At 41.6% G+C, this 20,187-nt stretch carries 17 protein-coding genes; 13 read left to right on the forward strand and 4 right to left on the reverse strand.

What is annotated here, in order from left to right:
• Positions 1-122: 122 nt before the first annotated feature.
• Positions 123-1,259, reverse strand: a complete 1,137-nt coding sequence (gene bshA, locus X939_RS0104685) for an N-acetyl-alpha-D-glucosaminyl L-malate synthase BshA (protein WP_025762109.1) — start codon at positions 1,257-1,259, stop codon at positions 123-125.
• 179 nt (positions 1,260-1,438) lie between these two features.
• Here bshA and X939_RS0104690 point away from each other — a divergent pair, with 179 nt between their 5' ends.
• The 6 genes from X939_RS0104690 to X939_RS0104715 all read left to right on the forward strand — a co-directional run bounded on the left by X939_RS0104690 (position 1,439) and on the right by X939_RS0104715 (position 7,220).
• On the forward strand, positions 1,439-2,320 hold the full coding sequence (locus X939_RS0104690; RefSeq protein WP_044198491.1) for a geranylgeranylglycerol-phosphate geranylgeranyltransferase: 882 nt from the start codon (positions 1,439-1,441) through the stop codon (positions 2,318-2,320).
• A gap of 139 nt (positions 2,321-2,459) precedes the next feature.
• Positions 2,460-3,155: a TapB family protein gene (locus tag X939_RS0104695; RefSeq protein WP_025762111.1), complete on the forward strand. Its 696-nt coding sequence runs from the start codon at positions 2,460-2,462 to the stop codon at positions 3,153-3,155.
• A gap of 162 nt (positions 3,156-3,317) precedes the next feature.
• Entirely contained in the window at positions 3,318-3,893 is a 576-nt protein-coding gene (purN, locus tag X939_RS0104700) for a phosphoribosylglycinamide formyltransferase (protein WP_025762112.1), read from the forward strand.
• A 6-nt stretch (positions 3,894-3,899) separates the two neighbouring features.
• Entirely contained in the window at positions 3,900-4,814 is a 915-nt protein-coding gene (locus X939_RS0104705; RefSeq protein ID WP_025762113.1) for a hypothetical protein, read from the forward strand.
• A 6-nt stretch (positions 4,815-4,820) separates the two neighbouring features.
• Positions 4,821-5,798, forward strand: coding sequence for a hypothetical protein (locus X939_RS0104710; RefSeq protein WP_025762114.1), 978 nt, complete (start codon positions 4,821-4,823; stop codon positions 5,796-5,798).
• A 96-nt stretch (positions 5,799-5,894) separates the two neighbouring features.
• The gene (locus X939_RS0104715) at positions 5,895-7,220 is read left to right on the forward strand and encodes a DEAD/DEAH box helicase (protein ID WP_025762115.1); all 1,326 of its coding nucleotides are present in this window, start codon (positions 5,895-5,897) and stop codon (positions 7,218-7,220) included.
• Positions 7,221-7,497: 277 nt separating this feature from the next.
• On the opposite strand, the gene hemA is transcribed toward X939_RS0104715, so the two are convergent.
• On the reverse strand, positions 7,498-8,757 hold the full coding sequence (hemA, locus tag X939_RS0104720; protein ID WP_025762116.1) for a glutamyl-tRNA reductase: 1,260 nt from the start codon (positions 8,755-8,757) through the stop codon (positions 7,498-7,500).
• Between the two features lie 271 nt (positions 8,758-9,028).
• Between hemA and X939_RS0104725 the strand changes: the two genes are divergently transcribed.
• Positions 9,029-10,303 carry a sensor histidine kinase gene (locus X939_RS0104725; protein ID WP_025762117.1) on the forward strand — a complete coding sequence of 425 codons (1,275 nt, stop codon included), beginning with the start codon at positions 9,029-9,031 and terminating at the stop codon, positions 10,301-10,303.
• Here the strand turns inward: X939_RS0104725 and X939_RS0104730 are convergent, their stop codons facing one another.
• A complete protein-coding gene (locus X939_RS0104730; protein WP_025762118.1) occupies positions 10,304-10,834 on the reverse strand; it encodes a hypothetical protein in 531 nt (176 codons plus the stop codon). It lies immediately after the preceding gene.
• Positions 10,835-11,090: 256 nt separating this feature from the next.
• Between X939_RS0104730 and X939_RS0104735 the strand changes: the two genes are divergently transcribed.
• The 5 genes from X939_RS0104735 to gloA2 all read left to right on the forward strand — a co-directional run bounded on the left by X939_RS0104735 (position 11,091) and on the right by gloA2 (position 17,022).
• Positions 11,091-12,113: an acyl transferase gene (locus X939_RS0104735; protein ID WP_131694662.1), complete on the forward strand. Its 1,023-nt coding sequence runs from the start codon at positions 11,091-11,093 to the stop codon at positions 12,111-12,113.
• A gap of 642 nt (positions 12,114-12,755) precedes the next feature.
• Positions 12,756-13,355, forward strand: coding sequence for a gluconate 2-dehydrogenase subunit 3 family protein (locus X939_RS0104740; protein WP_025762120.1), 600 nt, complete (start codon positions 12,756-12,758; stop codon positions 13,353-13,355).
• 74 nt (positions 13,356-13,429) lie between these two features.
• Complete coding sequence (locus X939_RS0104745; RefSeq protein WP_025762121.1) at positions 13,430-15,148, forward strand: FAD-dependent oxidoreductase; 1,719 nt, start codon at positions 13,430-13,432, stop codon at positions 15,146-15,148.
• 205 nt (positions 15,149-15,353) lie between these two features.
• On the forward strand, positions 15,354-16,547 hold the full coding sequence (locus X939_RS0104750; protein WP_262485428.1) for an acyltransferase family protein: 1,194 nt from the start codon (positions 15,354-15,356) through the stop codon (positions 16,545-16,547).
• Between the two features lie 85 nt (positions 16,548-16,632).
• Positions 16,633-17,022 carry an SMU1112c/YaeR family gloxylase I-like metalloprotein gene (gene gloA2 / locus X939_RS0104755; RefSeq protein ID WP_198034363.1) on the forward strand — a complete coding sequence of 130 codons (390 nt, stop codon included), beginning with the start codon at positions 16,633-16,635 and terminating at the stop codon, positions 17,020-17,022.
• Between the two features lie 21 nt (positions 17,023-17,043).
• Here the strand turns inward: gloA2 and X939_RS0104760 are convergent, their stop codons facing one another.
• Positions 17,044-17,532, reverse strand: coding sequence for a hypothetical protein (locus X939_RS0104760; protein WP_025762124.1), 489 nt, complete (start codon positions 17,530-17,532; stop codon positions 17,044-17,046).
• Positions 17,533-17,813: 281 nt separating this feature from the next.
• On the opposite strand from X939_RS0104760, the gene X939_RS0104765 reads away from it, so the two are divergent.
• Positions 17,814-20,105, forward strand: coding sequence for a peptidylprolyl isomerase (locus X939_RS0104765; protein WP_025762125.1), 2,292 nt, complete (start codon positions 17,814-17,816; stop codon positions 20,103-20,105).
• Positions 20,106-20,187: the final 82 nt, after the last annotated feature.

The raw sequence follows: 20,187 nt of genomic DNA on the forward strand, positions 1-20,187 counted from the left end.
AATTTCGAAAAGAAAAAGGAAGAACTCTATCCCCAGTGGACAAGGGGCATCTTATATAGGCTGAATGGCGGGTTATCCCTATCAACCTTCCTTGCAGGTCCTTTCTTTATTATCAATATCTGCTACATAGTCATCTTAGCTTCCTCTACTACTTTCTCGTAATAGGCTTCATATAAGGGAAGGATTTTGGCAATCTCAAATTCCTTGGCTCTAGCCAGAGCGTTCGCTTTAAAGCCATCGAGACGAGAGTCGTCCAGCACATAGGCCGCATTCTTTACCATGTCATCTACATCTCCAACATCACTCAAAAAGCCCGAATATCCGTGAACATTCAGCTCAGGAAGACCGCCAACATTCGATGAGATCACGGGCACTTCACATGCCATAGCTTCCAGAGCGGCAAGCCCGAAACTCTCCGATTCGGAGGGCATTAAGAACAAATCAGCAACAGAAAGCACCTCCTCGATGGCATCGAGTTTCCCTAGAAACCGCACATCATTACAAATATCCAGATCTTTGCAGCGCCGCTCAATCCGTGCCCGGTCGGGTCCGTCGCCCACAAGCAATAATTTACAGGGCATCTTTTTAAGTAATTTTTCGAAAATAGAAATTACATCATCGATCCTTTTTACCTTCCTAAAATTGGAAGTATGCACCACTAATTTTTCATTATTAGGGCATATAGCCAACTTGAAATGTTCCTTCTTCTGCCGACTAAAGCGATCTAAATCTATAAAATTGGGAATAACCTCGATGTCTTTAGTCACATTGAAATGGCTATACGTATCCTTTTTTAGAGATTCTGAAACCGCCGTAATTCCATCAGACTGGTTAATACTGAATGTTACAACTGGAGCATAGGACTCATCCTTTCCTACCAGAGTTATATCGGTGCCGTGCAAGGTAGTTATTACAGGGATATGGATTCCCTGCTGTGCAAGTATCTGTTTGGCCAAATAGGCAGATGAGGCATGGGGGATAGCATAATGTACATGCAGCACATCCAAGGCTGCACTTTCTACCACATGAACCATTTCACTGGAGAGGGCAGACTCGTATGGAGGGTATTGAAATAACGGGTAGGCCGGTATATTTACCTCATGGTAATATAGATTCTCATTAAAGAAATCAAGGCGTTGGGGTTGCGAATAGGTAATAAAGTGAACTTGATGCCCCGACTTGGCCAGAGCCTTTCCAAGTTCTGTGGCTACTACCCCACTCCCACCGAAGGTAGGATAGCATACAATTCCTATTTTCATAAATTAGCTTCTAAAATGGTAAAATATTGAGCGTATTTAGCCTGCCCCTAGCGACCAGACAGAATTATAACACAAAACCTTTATTTTTCGTCCCAAAAGGAACGTAAAGTTGGAAAATTTCGATTTGTAAAGTAAAGTTGAATATCTTTATCCCAACGTTTTTTCGATACCACAATACAATGAATGTGACCGCACGCCCAAAAATCAAGTTCAAGGAATTTGTAATAGGAAGCTTCCGTTTGGTTCGGATCACCAATCTGGTCATTGTAGCGCTTACCCAATACTTCACGAGAATCTTACTGATAGGTCCGGCCGAGAACTGGAGAACCATCATTGCAGATCGTGACCTGTTCCTTATCTCCTTGTCTACTGTATGCATTGCCGCTGCAGGCTATGTAATCAACGACTATTTCGATATAAAAATTGATATAGTCAATAAACCACATCGGGTGGTAGTTGGCCGGTTTCTTAAAAGAAGATGGGCCATGGGGGCGCATCAAATGCTAAATGTGACAGGTGCACTACTAGGATTATTGGTTAGTCCATGGATTTTTATTATTAATGTGGCCTCCATTACTTTATTATGGTTTTATTCAGAACGTTACAAGCGGCTTCCCTTTATAGGTAACTTTATCGTTTCCTTGCTCACCGGAGCAAGTTTGCTAATTCTTACAGTGCACTTCCCGGCCAATCGGCAGCTGGTTCTAATATATGCTATCTTTTCATTTTTTATTTCTTTCATCCGAGAGGTAGTAAAGGACATGGAAGATATTCGTGGCGATCAGGCCCATGGATGTCGCACCCTGCCAATTATATGGGGAATCCCTAAAACGCGCAATTTTCTATATCTCTTTATTGGCACCTTCGTACTTATCCTTTTTGCCTTAGCCAGCGTATTAGACAATCCTCTGCTGATAGGCCTATTTATGATTCTCCTGGTACCTATCGGATTGTTTACCCGCAAACTATCCAAAGCCGATACTAAAAAGGACTTTAAAATATTGAGTAGCTACTGTAAAGTGATCATGCTTCTGGGACTTTTAACTATGGCAGCGGCTTAGTTTTCAGCAATATCTTCGGACTACACCACAAAATGTAACGGCTGCGCCCTCAATAGTACCAATGGCTCAATGTTCTGGGCTATCAATGAAGTTTTTTGTATCTTCCCATATCAATTTACTATTATAACATGCTAAACTCATGAGAAAATCATTATACCTGTTACTCTTATTTTTCCTTGCTCCACTATCTTTTTCCCTAGCCCAGTCTTGTATGGGAGTGGAATTGAAGACCGGACAGGGTTTTGAAATGAAGACGTTTAATGGAAAAGGAAAAGAAGAAGGCACGATAGTCTATAAGATTCTTTCTGTAGAGGAAAAGAGTGGAAAGACTGAAATTTCTCTAGAATTCGAATCCTTTAACACAAAGGGCAAATCAGAGATGAAGAATAGTTATAAAATGGTCTGCGATGGTAATACTATGACCATTGACGCGGGCTCGATGATTAATCAGGATCAATTAAAATCGCTGGAAAATTTCCAGATGAAGTTTACTTCGACCGATATAGTATATCCAAGTAAACTAACAGTAGGTCAAACCCTACCCGATGCATCCATGAAAGGAGAAGGGAGTTCAGGCCCCTTGCCGGTAACCTTTAACATGACTATCGAGGATAGAAAAGTTACGGCTAAAGAAACCATAACCGTAGGTGCAGGAACCTTCGATACCTTTAAAGTCAATTCTAATATGGTGATGGAAACAAAAATGGGTATGGGACTGAAGTTGGATATGCAAAGTATTTCCTATAGATCCCCGGATATGCTCTGGGATATACGCACGGAATCGTATCGTAATGGAAAGTTAATCTCACGTACAGAATTGTCCCGGGTATTCTAATCCGCTCTAGCTTCGGAGAGCGAATCCTGTTCACCATACAATTATAATATTAGGTAAAAGCGGTTTTCAAATAAGAAAGCCGCTTTCTTTTTTTTATTTTTGCATTTCAAAGGCCGAAATAATACTTACACCCGACCATCCGACTCGTTTTCCCTATTTATCATGAAACGTATTGCCCTTTTTGCTTCAGGATCCGGCTCAAATGCCGAGAAGATTTGTGCGCATATTGCTAAGAATCCTGAAATGGAGATTACCCTGGTGCTTACCAATAATCCAGAAGCTGGAGTGATCAAAAGAGCCAGAAAATTTGGTATCCCAACGATAGTCTTCGATAAAAAAAGTTTTTATGAGACACAGAAAATTCAACAAATATTAAAGAATGAAGCAATCGATTTCGTCGTATTAGCCGGGTTTATGATGCTAATACCGGAATCATTGGTAAAACAGTTCCCAAAGCGTATGGTCAATATCCATCCTGCCTTATTACCTAAATATGGTGGAAAAGGCATGTATGGACATTTTGTACACGAAGCGGTGAAGGCTGCAGCCGAAAAAGAATCAGGGATCACAATTCATTACGTAAATGAACAATACGATGAAGGCGATATAGTCTTTCAGGCCAAATGTTCTTTGTCGGAAAAAGATGACGCGATCGGAATCGCTCAAAAAGTTTTAGAGCTCGAACACCAGCATTACCCCGTTGTGCTGCAAGAGCTGGTAAGCCAACTCCCTGATTAGGCCAGAATGATTTATTTTTTATTGTCTGTTGGTTTCACGGTATGCCTTTATCTGATTATGAGGGCTTATCCAAGTTTCAAGGTAAACTCGTTTCACGCAATCGTGTTCAACTATTTCGCCTGTGTTGCAACAGGCCTGCTGCTCACTCCAGACCTGCAGGTATTTTCACAGATCGACTACTTCAGCTCGGGAAGTCTGCTATCCCTGGCGTTAGGCATTCTATTTATTACGGTCTTCCTGGTCATCGGGCTCACGGCACAAAAGGTTAGCGTTACCGCTTCCTCCCTTGCCGCCAATATGTCCCTGGTCATTCCTGTAGTCTTTGGTTTATTTATATTCAAAAATAGTAACAAGGAATTTAGTCCATTAAATTATATGGGCATTCTTTTCGCCCTAGTTGCCCTTGGACTTGGAGGCATTAAAAAGAAAATTCCAAATCATACCAATACTGTCTCCATCTCTACTGGTGTTATGCTTTTACCCTTACTCACCTTTTTAGGTGCTGGCACTAATAACACCCTGATCAATTACCTTACCTCAACCTATTACGGTCCCGATCAGAGCACTATTTTTATGATCATCGCCTGTAGTGGGGCTATAATTTTTGGAAGCACCCTCCTTTTGGGACAATTATTAGTTCAGGACATAACCCTTAGCTGGCGCAGCATGATAGGAGGCCTGATATTGGGAATTCCCAACTTCTTATCCTTGTACTTCCTATTAAAGGCATTGGCAGCCTTCGGTAACAGTGCCGCCTTCGTATTCCCCATCTATAATATTCTTACCATGCTTCTCTCTTCACTGGCGGCTTGGATCTTATATAAAGAGCGGTTGAACTTAATAAATAAGTTGGGTTTACTACTTGCCATTCTAGCGGTAATTCTCATTTCATATCAGGAATTAGGTTTGGTATCCAAATAAAATCAAATGACAGAACATCAGCTCCTGAGAATAGAACAACCTAAGGAAGGATTTAGCAAAAAACAGAAGGAATTCAATTTGCTATCTTTAAAAATTGAATCTCTGCACACTATTTTAAAGGATCTCCATGGGGCCAATACATTGTTCAGGGATCGCTTTTTAAATGAGTTACGACCACTTCACGAAGTATATTTTCAGCATTATCTAGCCCTTGTCCAAACCTTGGACATAGCCTATGGTTCTAACTTTTATGGCCCCCAGGAAAAGGAAAAATTGGGTAGTCTGATTGCCAGTTACAGTCAATATTTACTCCAACAAAGCGATGGCATGGCTATAAAATCGCTTTGGGAAAAATATCACAGATATGCTCCGGAAGAAAATCAGAAAGATAAACGGATAGAAATCACAGAAAGGACCTTAGAATCCCCTGAAATATTTACCTTTCAGGAAAAAGCCAGATCCCAGGGTCACGACTGGTCTTTGGAGCAGAAGCTACATGACCGAGCCGAGATGGAAGCAGGTCTCACCAAAGCTGCCGTCAGAAAAATTTATCTCGACCTCATCAAGAACTATCATCCTGACAGGGAAATGGACGAAGCAATAAAGCAGACCAAGACTGTTCTGATGCAGGAAATTACGAAATGCTATGCCGAAGATAACCTTTACCGACTCTTACAACTTCAACAGGAAATGGAAAATGGTCTCCTTCAGAATCTTAGCGAATTGACATCCAAGGCCTTAAATCATTATATCAAAGGCTTTAAAAATCAGATATGTCAAGTTGAAAGTGAAATTGCCAGCCTTCGAGAAACGCTGGCATTGATTTGTCAAATCGAGGTAGTCCATACCCATAATCTTCAGGCTGTGGAGATTCAGTTTAAGACAAAACTAAGGCAGGCCAAAACAGAAATAAGAGAATTACGCGAATTCTCCAAAGCTTTGCAGGATCCTCGGAATCTGCGTGCCTTTCTTGGTACGCTCTAATAAACTAAGCAATTAACCCGTACTATACGCTTTCACCAAGGCGAGTATTTCCATGGGGAATAGTTTATCTTTGCATTATATTCATATACTTACGGCATGACTTTCGAAGAATTAAATATCAACAAACCACTTTTAAATGCATTAAATGATCTGGGATTCACTCATCCTACGACCATACAACATAAAGTTTTCTCTGTCACCATGTCTGGAAAAGATGTTTGTGGAATTGCGCAGACAGGTACAGGAAAAACCTTCGCCTATTTATTACCATCCCTTCGACAATTACAATATTCCAAAGACCGGCTTCCTCAGCTGATCATACTTGTACCTACGAGAGAGTTGGTGGTGCAGGTTATTGAAGAGGTCGAAAAGCTTAGTAAATATCTCACGCTGCAGGTGGTGGGAATTTATGGAGGTGGAAACATTAAAGTTCAAATGGCAGAACTGAAATCCGGAGCCGATATTATAGTAGCTACTCCCGGTCGACTCATCGATATGGCCATGAATGGGACGCTTAAAACGAAAGCAGTAAAAAAACTGATTATCGATGAGGTCGACGAAATGCTTAATTTAGGCTTCCGTCACCAACTAAATATGTTACTTGACCTACTTCCTCCGAAGCGGCAAAACTTATTATTCTCTGCTACTTTGACGGCGGAAGTCGAAGCCTTAATGAAAGTGCATTTTAACGATCCAGTAAAGGTCGAGGCAGCACCTACCGGCACACCCCTTAGTAATATAGATCAGAGACTATATAAGGTACCCAATTTCTATACCAAAGTTAATCTTTTAGATCAGTTGCTCGAGGATGAATCCCTGAGTAGAGTCATTATATTTACGGCTACCAAAAAACTTGCAGACCAGCTATTTGGCCAGTTGGAAGTAAGTCAGCTGGGTAAAGTAGGCGTTATTCACTCCAATAAGGCGCAAAACAATCGTTTTCAGACAGTCGCTGCCTTCCAGGATGGCACCTATAGACTGCTCATAGCCACAGATATTATAGCCAGAGGTCTGGATATTGCCGAAGTTTCGCACGTTATCAATTTCGATATCCCTGAAACACCGGAAAACTATATCCATCGAATTGGCCGAACGGGTCGGGCAGACCAAATGGGAACAGCCATCTCGTTTGTATCAGAAAAAGACCAGGAATATGTGGAAGAGATTGAGGCATTAATGAAATACGAAATCCCCGAAACATCCTTACCTGAAGGCCTAAAAATTTCGGAGATTCTTACTGCAGATGAGGAGCCTAAGGTCCATATGAAAAATATAGTGGTCAAGCGTCCTAAAATGGAGGATGTGGGCCCCGCCTTTCATGAGAAAAAGGCTAAAAATCAAAAAGTCAACGTGCGCCGGGATTATAACGCCGAGAAAGCACAGAAATACGGTCGCCCCATTAAAAGGTCTGGAAAAAAATAATTAAAAAATTTTTAATTATTTTTTTCTGCGAATGATCTAAACAGCTCCTCCTATCGTATGTCAGGATGGAACCCCAGAGATGCGGTTTCAAATTTACTATAGCCGGTTATAATCCAGAACAGATTGCTCTGTATCTTGATTTGAGGTTATTGTGGAGGGTAAGGTAATCCTTAGAGCGATAGAAAAATATCTATCGCTCTTTTTTTGTTCCGAAATGAAGAGGCCCATGAACATGATTCATGGGCCTCTAAATGGCTACCAATATATTTCTAGAATTTCAATGGTCTGACTTCTCCTTTTCAAGATTAAATAAGTCATTTAAAACATCTATTAAAGTCTCGGCCTCCCCTCGTTTACATGCGGCCTTAAGCTGCAGAACAGGAAGCTTCAAAATCTTTTGCATCATACTCGCTGTAATGCGGTCTACCTTCTCCATTTCTACCTCATTCAGACTTTTATTGAAACGCGTAAGCTCCTCACGACGGATTTGCTCAAGGGCTCCCTTTAGTTTTTGAATGGTAGGCGACACCACCATCTCCTTAGACCAGTCATTGAATTCAGAAACGGCTTCAGAGATAATTTCGCGTACTTTCGGTATCGCATTTAAGCGTTTCTCCAATGCCTGATCCGCCCTGGATCGAATAGAATCCATGGTATATAACATGACTCCTGGAATCTCTTCTACCTCGGGAGATACACTCCTAGGAACCGAAAGATCTACAAAATACTTAAAGGACATTCCCCTGAGTCTTACCATCATCTCTTTGGTAAAATAGGGCTTATCCATAGCGATTGAACTGATGATAATATCGGCAATTGCTACCTCCTTTTCTAAATCAGCCATATCGGCTACCCGAAAACCAAGCTCCCCGGAAAGATCCTCTGCCTTACTTCGGGTACGATTTATCAAGGTAACCTCAACCCCTTCCTTGCCAACCAGATTTCTACAAACATCAGTCCCGATCTCACCCAAACCGGCAACTAAGATTTTGGGATTCGGCATCAAGCCTTCCATGAGTTCCACAGCCGCATAGGACACCGAAGCGGCTCCATCCCGGAAAAAAGTCTCTTGAGCGACCCTTTTATTTGCAAAGAAAATAGTATGTAAGAGACGATGTAAAAAAGGGCCCGCCATATTCAGATCCGCAGACCATTGGTAGGCATGTTTGATCTGATTGGGAATTTGCATGTCGCCGATCACCTGCGAATGTAGTCCTGTTGCTACTTCAAACAAATGCCGAGCTGCTTGCTCACCATCATTATACTTCTGGAAATATGGGGCATAAGAATCGACCTGGGCTATACCCTTTTCTATTAGTAATAGTTTTATAATCTCATCATTATGATCTACTGAGGAAGAATAATATACCTCTGTTCGGTTGCAGGTCGAAACTACCAAAACGTCGGTAATTTCAAAAAAATCCTTCAATCGAAGCATAATACTCTTGGCAGAGTCTTCATTCAAAGCGAGACGCTCTCTAACTTCTAGAGCGGCGTTTTGATGCGATAAGCTTATTAATTTAAACAGATTGTACATTACTGTGGTCAATTCGATTCACAAAAATACTTTACAATTCTTAGAATAAGAACCTATTCACTTACTAGCTTACTTATTTAGAACTTCTACAAATAACAGGATAGATCCAGGACGAATTTCCGACTCTTATACAGAAAAAATCATGATATAAATCAGGTAATGGACTGATTAAGCCTACAAGATTGTAAAGACCTTAATCCACTAAGCTGGATTATTTTACGTTATTTGTAACAACCAACAATTTGAGCGGCAATATCGTGCCCCATTGACGATGATAACTAATTCTGACCAGAAAAAATCCTCTAATAATCCGTCCTCGAAAAAGAATGCGAAAGGGATACGCTTACGCTTACCCATGACGGAGAAGTTCGAAAAAACCAGCCTATATAAATATGTTATTGCGCTGATATTATTGTTCCTAAGCATAGGCTCCTTGTTTTATACCAATTACCTCGTAGACAAGCTAGAAGAGCGAGAGCAGAGAGAAGTAACATTATATGCCGAAGGACTACGGTATGTCATTAATAGCCAGCCAGGAGAAAATTTTAATGTGGTGATGCAGGTGCTCCAGGATGCTGTTAATTTCTATCAAATTCCGGCCATTTATGTAGATCAAAATGGATTCCCACAGGAAATCAAAAATATAGATTTCCCTTTGGGAGCCAGCCCTAAACTCAAGGAAGAAATCATCAATAGTCATTTGGCCCGCATGAAAGAAGAGCACCCAGCCATTCCAGTTGAAATCACAGGAATTGGTGTTGGTTATATCTATTATAGCAATTCCTTTCTGCTTACGCAACTACGACTATATCCGTTTATTTCCCTTTTCGTCATGCTGTTTATAGGATATCTGGCCTATTTGGCCTTTAGTTCGGCCCGAAAAGCAGAACAGAACAGGGTATGGGTGGGTCTGGCCAAGGAAACCGCACACCAGTTAGGCACCCCCTTGTCTTCTCTAATGGCATGGGTAGAATATTTCAGAAGCGATCCTCAGATCGATTCTTCCATCGCTGAAGAGATAGAAAAGGATGTAATCCGCCTGGAAATGATTACCACGCGTTTTTCTAATATAGGATCCATCCCCTCTATGAAAGATGAGTCAATAGCCGCTGTGGTCACTAATTTTATTCATTACTTGGAAAAGCGGGTATCTTCGAAGGTGAAGTTTACCATTAGCAATGAATTGGCCATTGGGCAGAAAATATCGATGAATAAGAATCTTTTTGAATGGGTAATCGAAAACATCTGTAAAAATGCCGTCGATGCCATGGCAGGAGTTGGCGCCATTCATATTATTCTACAGTCGCCCCCACATACCAAAGAAATATTGATTGACATTACGGACACTGGCAAGGGAATGACCAAAACGGCTGCCTCGAAGATATTCGCCCCTGGCTTCAGTACAAAAAAACGTGGATGGGGCCTAGGGCTTACCTTGGCCAAAAGGATAATTGAGAATTACCATAATGGAAAACTATTCGTAAAATCCTCAGAGCCTGGGAAAGGGACGACCTTTCGCATCGTCTTAAATAAAAATAAAGAATAATTACAGCGGATACCCTGGCACCTGAATCGTATCGGTTTCGATCTGATTACTTACCCGCAAGGCACGGTCACGTATTCGGACCTTAAATTTCAAAGTCACGGGAATGGTTGAATTACCATAAAGGAAAGACGTATTAAGATCAATTTTCCCTTTAAGGGGGCCGGCCTTCCCACTGGGCTTTAATAGGGGCATCCATTTCACTTGATCTTCCGAAAGGATGGATTCCTGCCAGCTACCATCATTCAGTTTCCTAACGGTAACCAGCTCATAATTGCCCCAATCGCCATATGCTGCTGTAAAATCAGGGTCACTACGCTCTTCTGAGGACGCGCCCAGGTCTCCGTCTCCATCTTCGAAGTCTACCGTGATAATCACATTTTCGCGAAGTTTCTTGTTGGTCGTTTCGTCAATTTCGGTATACTGGTCGACTCCATTATAGTAGATCACGGGGGTATCCGAATATTCGGGAATATCCACACAGGACGCTAAAGCCAGTCCTACCAAACCAAATAAGAATATATTTAATTTCATTTTTATAAATTTTCAGATTCTGTCAAATAACCTCATAACACTCTTTCCAATGTTAGCCGTCGAATGTATTTACTTTTACATATCAAAAATCATAACCATCAGCAACATTCTTTCAGAAGATATCCAGCTGTCTATAGCTGAAGAATATATTTCGGTTCTTATTTTTGTGCCTAAATCCTAAATCTACAGTCAACATTGTTTTAACCTCACGAAAGTAACAGTATTGAGCCTCTCAAACAACACCCCCAGCGCTCAAATGCGCAAAGAGTTAAGACAGCGAATCCTGGATCTTCGAGATTCAGATTTCGAAACCTTGGCTATGGACATATTTCATTATCAGTCCGAATATAACCCAATATATGCCCAATTCATCAAAAATATAGGCAAAAATCCAAAGGATGTGACCAAACTGAAGGACATCCCCTTCCTCCCCATTCAATTCTTTAAAAGCCAACAAATTATTACGGCAACTCCGCCTCCCTTGGCCAAAACATTTGAAAGTAGTGGAACGACAGGAATGAATACGAGCCGTCATCAGTTACATGACCCGGAATTGTATCAAAAGGTTGCTCGAAAGATTTTCGAACTGCATTATGGTCCGCTCTCCGAATTCCATATTCTGGCCCTGTTACCCTCCTATTTGGAACGAAATAATTCATCTTTGGTATATATGATCGAGGACTTTATTGCCCAGACAGACTCGCCATACTCTGGCTTCTTCCTACATAATACCGAAGTACTTCTCGAGCAATTAGAGCGTTTGATTATAGACCCGCTCAATAAGAAGATATTACTCATGGGTGTTACCTTTGCCTTACTGGACATGGCAGAACAAAATGATTTGTCCTTATTAAAAATGCTGCCAAGACTTATTGTGATGGATACCGGGGGAATGAAGGGTAGACGCAAGGAATGGATTCGGGAGGAGATACATGAATTTTTAAGCCATTCGATGTATCAGAAATCCATACATTCTGAATATGGTATGACAGAACTAATCTCCCAGGCATATGCACAGGAAGATGGCCTATTTTGCTCTCGATATACTTTCAGAGCTTTGCTTCGCGATATACATGATCCGTTTGCCGTATATGAAGCACCGCATCCAGATATTAGAACAGGGGGAATTAACGTCATCGATCTTGCTAACCTGGATTCCTGCTCTTTTATTGAAACTCAGGATTTAGGTCAATTTGGCAAGGATTATAACCATTTCCGGGTCTTAGGTCGATTCGACAATTCAGACATCAGGGGCTGTAATCTCCTTTTACTTGGCTAAATAAAACGTGTATACTGGCGCTTCATTCAACTTCGGACTGCATGCTTATTCGGTCACAGAACCCAGGAATCGGATAACCGCGTCGTATGGCCGCTGACCAATAGAAGCAATTATAACGCTATACTTTTCCCTTAAAGCTCATAACTTTTAGAATATTGCATATCGCTTCTAATATCCTTAAAATAGTAAAACTTACTCGGGATTAATTTAAAATCTGGCCGGTTAAAAATTGCCGAAAATCCGAAAACAACATTCTGGATCGTCCCCTTAGACTTTGGCGGCTTACCAAGAAAAGGAAAACTAAGATAAATATAATCCTTAGGCGGAAGCTGGGATTGCAGAGCAACTCAATATTATCACCCAGTGTATTTCCCTGAACAAAAGGAATTATGGATCAGAATAGGTATTTCCCGGTAGCTGATGATGGTAAAAGATAAATCCAAACGGCCGTTTGCAACTTTAATCGCTTTTTAATCAGTATAGTTACCTGATATTCACATCCGTATATACCTTAACTTTTATATAGAATGGTTCTAAGATAAACGGTGTTCGAAAATTTATTAATTTCGTCTTCTAAATAAAATTGCACTTTTGTAGTTATTAATACGACTAAAAGACCATTAACCTAATTTATAAAATAACATGAATAGACGCGATGCACTAGGCCGTGTGGCCCTATTGATGGGTGGTGCACTTTCTGCACCAACCATGGTGGCTTTCCTGCAAGGTTGTAACAAATCAGGCGACGCGACCTCGGCAATGACATTTCCCTTCTCTCCTGAAAGACAAAATCTGATTTCGGAAGTAGCTGAACTCATTATTCCAAAGACAGATACCCCTGGCGCCAAAGATGCCAAGGTAGGACCCTTTATCGAGATGATGCTCAAGGATTGTTATGAAGCCAAGGATCAATCTAGCTTTGAAAAAGGGCTGGAGCAATTGGAGGATAAGGGATTCTTAAAAGCTAGCCCCCAGGAGCAAACCAAAATATTAACAGATATGGAGGCTCAGTCCAAGGAGGAACTTTCCAAGGCTGGAGAAGATAAGAAAAAATATACAGAGGCAGGAAAGGAATACACCGACGCTGGCGTGCCTTTCTTCCGTTTGATGAAAGAACTCACTTTATTGGGCTATTTCACCTCGGAAGAAGGAGCTACCATGGCTCTGGAATATGTACCTGTTCCTGGGCGCTATGACGGCTGTATCGATTATAAACCTGGACAAAAAGCCTGGGCCATGTAGGCCCTTATGCTGAATGTTTTTCGGATTACATATCCGAATTTTTTCCAGTTTCACATATCAAAGAATTTTCAATAATGAATCTGAATATTAAAGCAACCAAACAGGACACCTATGACGCCATCGTAGTAGGGTCCGGTATCAGCGGCGGATGGGCCGCTAAAGAACTTACAGAAAAAGGTCTGAAAGTAGTCATGCTAGAGCGGGGCCGTGACATCAAACATATTACCGACTATAAGACCGCCACTTTGGCTCCTTGGGAGCTTGAGCATCGTGGCCGTGTTACAACGGTGGCCAAGGAGGAGTATTGGGCTAATATGCGTACCGGTTATACCGCCAATGAAGAGCATCGTTACCTCTTCGAAAACGACTCCGAAAACCCATATAAGGAGACCAGGGGTTTCGACTGGATAAGAGCCTACCATGTGGGTGGACGGTCCTTGCTCTGGGGCCGCCAGAGCTATAGACTAAATCCTGAGGACTTCGAAGCCAATGCCAAAGATGGTATATCGGTAGACTGGCCTGTGCGCTATAATGAAATAGCCCCTTGGTACGATTACGTCGAAAAGTTTGCCGGTATCAGCGGAAACCGTGATGGCTTAGATGTACTTCCTGATGGAGCCTTTTTACCTCCTATGCAGATGAATTGCGTAGAAACTCATGTAAAAGGTGAGGTAGAAAAGAAATTTGCCGGTAGAAATATTATTATCGGGCGAGCCGCTCACCTCACTAAGCCTCAAGGCTTTCATACCGAACTAGGCCGTGCTGCCTGCCAGTTCCGAAATATGTGTATGCGTGGCTGCCCTTATGGTGCCTATTTCAGTACGCAGTCGGCAACGCTTCCGGCGGCTCAGAAAACTGGTAATTTAACATTGATTCCAGATACAATCGTTTCTGAAGTCATTTATGACGACAAACTGGGTAAGGCAACCGGGGTGCGTACCATTAATCAGAACACATTGGAAACTAAGGAGTATTATGCAAAAATAATATTCCTGAACGCATCAGCCATAGCGTCTACTTCCATATTGATGAATTCTAAGTCGAAGCGTTTCCCTAATGGAATGGGTAATGATGGAGACCAGTTGGGGCGTAATATCATGGACCACCATCTGGCAGTGGGTGCACGAGGAGATATGGATGGATTTGAAGATAAATATTACTTCGGTCGCCGCGCCAATGGAATCTATATCCCACGTTATAGAAACTGGGGGAACGACAAGCGTGATTACCTGCGCGGATTTGGCTACCAAGGTGGTGCCAGTCGTGCTTCTTGGGGTCGCGGCGTAGGAATGGATGGCTTCGGTGCCGAATTCAAAGCTTCTTTATCAGAGCCAGGAGGCTGGTCTATGAACCTGGGTGGTTTTGGTGAAATGCTTCCTAACGAGGCCAATCGCTTTACCCTACATCCCACAGAAAAAGACAAATGGGGGCTACCAATTGTCGTCTTCGATGCCGCATATGGAGATAATGAGCTTAAGATGCGTCAGGATATGATGAACGATGCAGCAGAAATGCTAGAAGCTGCAGGCTTGAAAAATGTGACAAAATATAATGATGAGACCAAAAATCCGGGAATAGGAATACATGAGATGGGAACGGCACGGATGGGCAGAGAAGCCAAATCATCGGTTCTCAACAAAAATAACCAGGTATGGGGAGCTGAGAATGTCTTCGTTACCGATGGTTCTTTCATGACTTCTTCCTCTTGTGTTAACCCATCCTTGTCATATATGGCCTTTACTGCCCGCGCTGCAGATTTTGCCGTAAAAGAACTGAAGAAACAGAATCTATAAGATTCTAATATAAACCTACTTTTAAAACTAACCGTTATAATGTCCATAAGTGGATATTATAACGGTTTTTTTTCGTTATATCCACTTTCCAGCTGCTACAATAGTATTTTTGTACATTGCCCTGCTTTTCCCAATGACTATGAGTTGTATGATAGCAGCTCTCCCTCCACCGACCACATCGGCAAAGCTTAAACGACCTGAATACTTGACTAGTAAAACCCTAAATCCAGCTCCTCAACGTGTAGCCTCTGTAGATGCCTTCCGCGGTTTTGTTATGTTTCTCATGATGGCCGAGGTCCTGAACCTAAGTGCTGTTTCTAAATCCCTTCCTGAATCTGAGTTTTGGTCTTTTTTAGCTTGGCATCAAAGTCATGTACCTTGGGTAGGCTGTTCTCTCCATGACCTTATACAACCTTCCTTCTCTTTTCTGGTAGGTGTTGCCCTGCCCTACTCCATGGCCAGCAGAAGTCTGAAGAATCAAAGTAAGGCGCAATTATGGGCCCATACCCTACGTAGATCGTTAATTTTAATATTGCTGGGTATCTTCCTTCGCTCCATGCACGCCAGTCAAACAAACTTTACATTTGAAGATACCCTTACTCAAATTGGATTAGGATATCCATTCCTTTTTGCCCTTGGTTTCTGTAGCCAAAGATTCCGATGGATTACATTAAGTATAATTTTAGTAGGTTACTGGCTGGCATTTGCACTCTACCCCATCGCCAATATACCTATGGATCCTAATTTAACGGGGGTGCCTAATGACTGGCCTCACCACCTTAAAGGGTTTGCGGCTCACTGGAATAAAAATTATAATGTTGCCTGGGCTTTTGATACCTGGTTTATGAATTTATTTCCGCGGGAGTCACCCTTCTTATATAATGGGGGCGGATATAGTACCTTAAGTTTTATTCCTACTTTAGGAACTATGATTTTAGGCTTGCTAACTGGTCAATGGCTTAGAAGTAGTCTGGAGCCGACGAATTTTCTAAAAAAGATATTGGCCACAGCGGGTGCACTTTTCTTGATCGCCATAATTCTGGATTTCACCGGGATTAATCCCATCGTAAAACGTATCTGGACCCCTTCCTGGACCCTTTATAGTGGAGCCTGGGCAATGATTTTACTATCCTTTTTCTATTATTTCATCGATTACAAATCCTACAACCGTTGGTCCCATCCCTTGATAGTAGTAGGCACTAACTCCATTGCGGCCTATGTGATCGCACATACCCTCAATGATTTGATCGATTCATCCTTCCGAATTCATGTGGGTAATCAATATGACACCATACTGGGTCTGCCCTACCGCACCCTAATCAGCGGGTCGGTAATTCTATTACTTGAATATTGGATTTTGAACTGGATGTTCAACAAACGAATCTTTATAAAAGTCTAGTCCTTTTTGCACAATTTTACACTTATTTCATCAATCAGCAATGAAGGGTGTATATTTGATACTTTAAAATACAACCCCACATAATATGCAACTGTTACACAACATTCATCATATTGCTATCATCTGCTCCGATTACCCCATAAGTAAAGCCTTTTATACCGAAATTCTAGGCTTCGAAATTATACAGGAGGTTTATAGAGAAGAAAGACAATCTTATAAATTAGACTTGGCGCTATCGGGGCAGTATTGTATTGAACTCTTCTCCTTCCCGGAACCTCCCAAGCGGGTGTCCCAACCCGAAGCTGCCGGACTCCGCCACCTGGCCTTTTCAGTTACTGATTTAGAAGCTGCTGTAGAATTCTTAGAAATTAAAGGTGTGTCCACTGAACCCGTACGCATAGATACCCTGACAGGTAAAAAGTTCACATTCTTTGCTGATCCAGATGGACTACCTTTAGAATTATATCAGGTATAAACCTTCTTGTGCACCAAAAATTTAGCTGATGGCGAAACCCAGTTTTCCTAACTGCGATTCTCTATGGGCCATAGATTCATAAAAACCTTTGATACTTACCTGGTGGTCATCCAGCATGTCCAGTATTGACTGATCCCATTCCAGATATTGGGAAACAGTTTGGTAGGAATTCAACAATGTCGCTTCCGTTTTCTTAAAGAATCCCGCCACCTCCATTTGCCTTCCCTCCATCTCTCTGAGGTGAAATATACCGTTGTGCTGTTCCGTACTATAACTTGGTATAGCCAATCCGTCGTCAGTAAGCAAGCATTTTAAGTAATCATAAACGGATTTCAGTTCTCTCTGGAAAAGGAGTGAACTAAAATGACCCTGAGTAAGGCTCTTTCGTAAATGGCAAATCCGGTCCATTTTCAATGCATTCAAATACAGCGTTTCTCTCAGGCACTGCTGATTCCAGAGTAATCTGATCTTTGAAATCATCTCGAATTGAACATTTTCTCCGTTTTTCATATTTTCTATCGTTAAGTATGTCTTATATCTGGATAAATATCATACCTAAGCGTCTTAATTTGAATGAATTATATCTTTTTTGCCATAAAACTATTTATTGGATGAAATTAAAAAGATGAATTACTGTTATTATTACCATCGTTTCATTGGAAGGATTTCCCGTTATGCTCTAGGGTTGAGCACTTGAAGACTCTAGTGATATTTTTATAGTAGCCCTAAAGGGATTAACTTTGTCATAATATACTGTACTAAAAAAAATACAGTTTTTATATTTTTCGAACATGTTAGGAAAAACCAGTTTATATATATCTGTTTCACTCATTGCCTTGTATTCCTGCAAAAAGCCGGTTTCAGTTCCCCAAGCGATTACCCAAAAAGTGCCAGTTTTACAAATTGGAGAAGAAGAAGTGACAGCAGAGGAATTCAACACGGCATATCAGAATTACAAGAAAAGTGAAGATAGTCTTTTAAATTTAACTCCGGATGAGTATGTCCCCATATATACGGAGAGACGACTCAAAGTTAAACAGGCCCAGGCTTCAGGTAAGGACACCACCACCGATTATCAGGAACAAGTGGCCTCTTACCGGATTCAATTGGCCAAAAGCCATGTAAAAGATAGGAGTTTAGTCGATCAACTTGCAAAGGAAGCTTACGAACGGATGAAATTAGAGGTAAAGGCCTCACACATTCTCATTCCCGTTTCCTGGCATGCCTCACCTGCCGATACTTTACAGGCTTATCGGGCCGCTCTGGCTATGAAAGGCAGGCTTGAAGAAGGAGAAGATTTTGAAAAGATGGCTGTTCGATTCTCCAAGGACCCTACTGCTCCCCAGAACCGTGGCAATCTGGGGTATTTTACAGCATTCCAAATGATTTATCCTTTAGAAACTGCCGCTTATACTACCCCCATAGGTAAGATTTCATCGCCCGTCCGTAGCCGTAGTGGCTATCATATACTGAAAGTGAACGATCGAAGACCCAACCGAGGTCTTGTTCAAGTCGCCCATATCATGATTAAAAGCGATTCTCTGGATTCGGAAACGAAAAAAGAAATTGTTAAGGCGCAGATTTTTGAGGCCTACCGTAAGTTATCAGAAGGAAGTGCGTGGGATAATGTCCTAAGGGAATATACTGATGACAAAAATTCCATCGCTAACAATGGTATACTTCCCATGTTTGGTGTGGGGCAGATGGTTCCGGAAATAGAGGATGCTGCCTATGCATTGACTAAGACCGGGAGCTACTCCCAACCTGTCAAGTCAATTTATGGCTGGCATATTTTAAGATTAGAATCCAAAAAACCATTGGAATCCTATGAAAACCTTCTGGCTTCATTGCGCCAGCGCGTGGTTACGGATACCCGGGGGCAAGTCTTCGAACAAGCGAGAGCACAACGTTTGAGACAGCAATACAAGCCAGTAGAATATGCGGATAATTGGAAACAAGCCTTATCCCTCGCGGATAGTAGCTTACTTACAGCGAACTGGAGCGAAAATAGAGCCGTAAGTAATAATTGGAATAATACAGCCTTATTTAGCATTGCTCAAACACCCTATCCCGCTCAGGGTTTTTTCGGATATGTCAAGAGAAAACAATTCCCCTCTGAGGTGGGGAGCTCTCCTGCGGTAGTATTTCGTCATTTGTATGAAAGCTATTTAACAGAAAAATTATCCGAATACGAAATTGCCCATCTGGAAGAAATTGACAATAATTTTAAAATGGAAATGGACCGGGTCAAAGAGGGAATCTTGCTTTCTCAGATTATGGAGGAGCAGGTTTGGCAACGTTCCCTGTCAGACTCTCTGGGACAGGTAGCCTGGTACAACCAACATCAGGATAAATATAAATTTCCGGAAAGAGCCTTTGGAAAAATAATTATTGCACCCGATCAGAATACGCTGAAGCAGGTGCAGGATATTCTGGAACAGAAACCATATGTTCTTTCAAGGAAAACCCCCGAACTTCTTTTCACTGCCAGCAGTGCACAATTGGATGCTGACCACGAGGTGGCGTTAAAGGAACTATTAGTACTCCTCAAATCGAATCCAAATTATCTGGTAGAAGTGGCGGGTTACCGTACGGCGACCGAGCCAGAACCAACCTCGAGTAGTCGTATTCGCAATGTGGTGAACTATTTAACAAAAAACCAGATACCCATTATCAGAATAATTGAAAAAGATTATGGGTCCTACCGACCTAGTGCTTCAGAAGAAAGAAACAGAAGAGTGAGTTTCCAGCTGTTTAGCAACTCCTCTAAAGACATTGAAATGGTATTAAATGAAGACCAGGACATTGGCGTACAAATAGAAGAAGGTTATTTTACGAAGACGAATGCCCTTTTACAGGGTGTAGAGTGGAAAAAAGGAATTCAGAGCATCAGTACCCCAGAAGGAAAAAAATATGTTGAAATTGATCGAATAGAAATGCCCAGGCCCAAAAAATTCATGGAGGCAAGAGGCAGTGTGATCAATGATTTCCAAAAAGAACTGGAGAAAAACTGGATGTCCAACCTAAAAAGCAGGTATCCAGTAAAAGTCAATGAAGAAGAATTACAAAAAATAGCACCATAAAGTGTAATTTAGCATTTTCTAATAAGAATAAGGCAACAGAGCAATCAGATCTTACGTATAGAATATACAGGGAACCAGAACA

The sequence above is a fragment of the Dyadobacter tibetensis Y620-1 genome (genome assembly GCF_000566685.1).
Taxonomy (GTDB): Bacteria; Bacteroidota; Bacteroidia; order Cytophagales; family Spirosomataceae; genus Dyadobacter; species Dyadobacter tibetensis.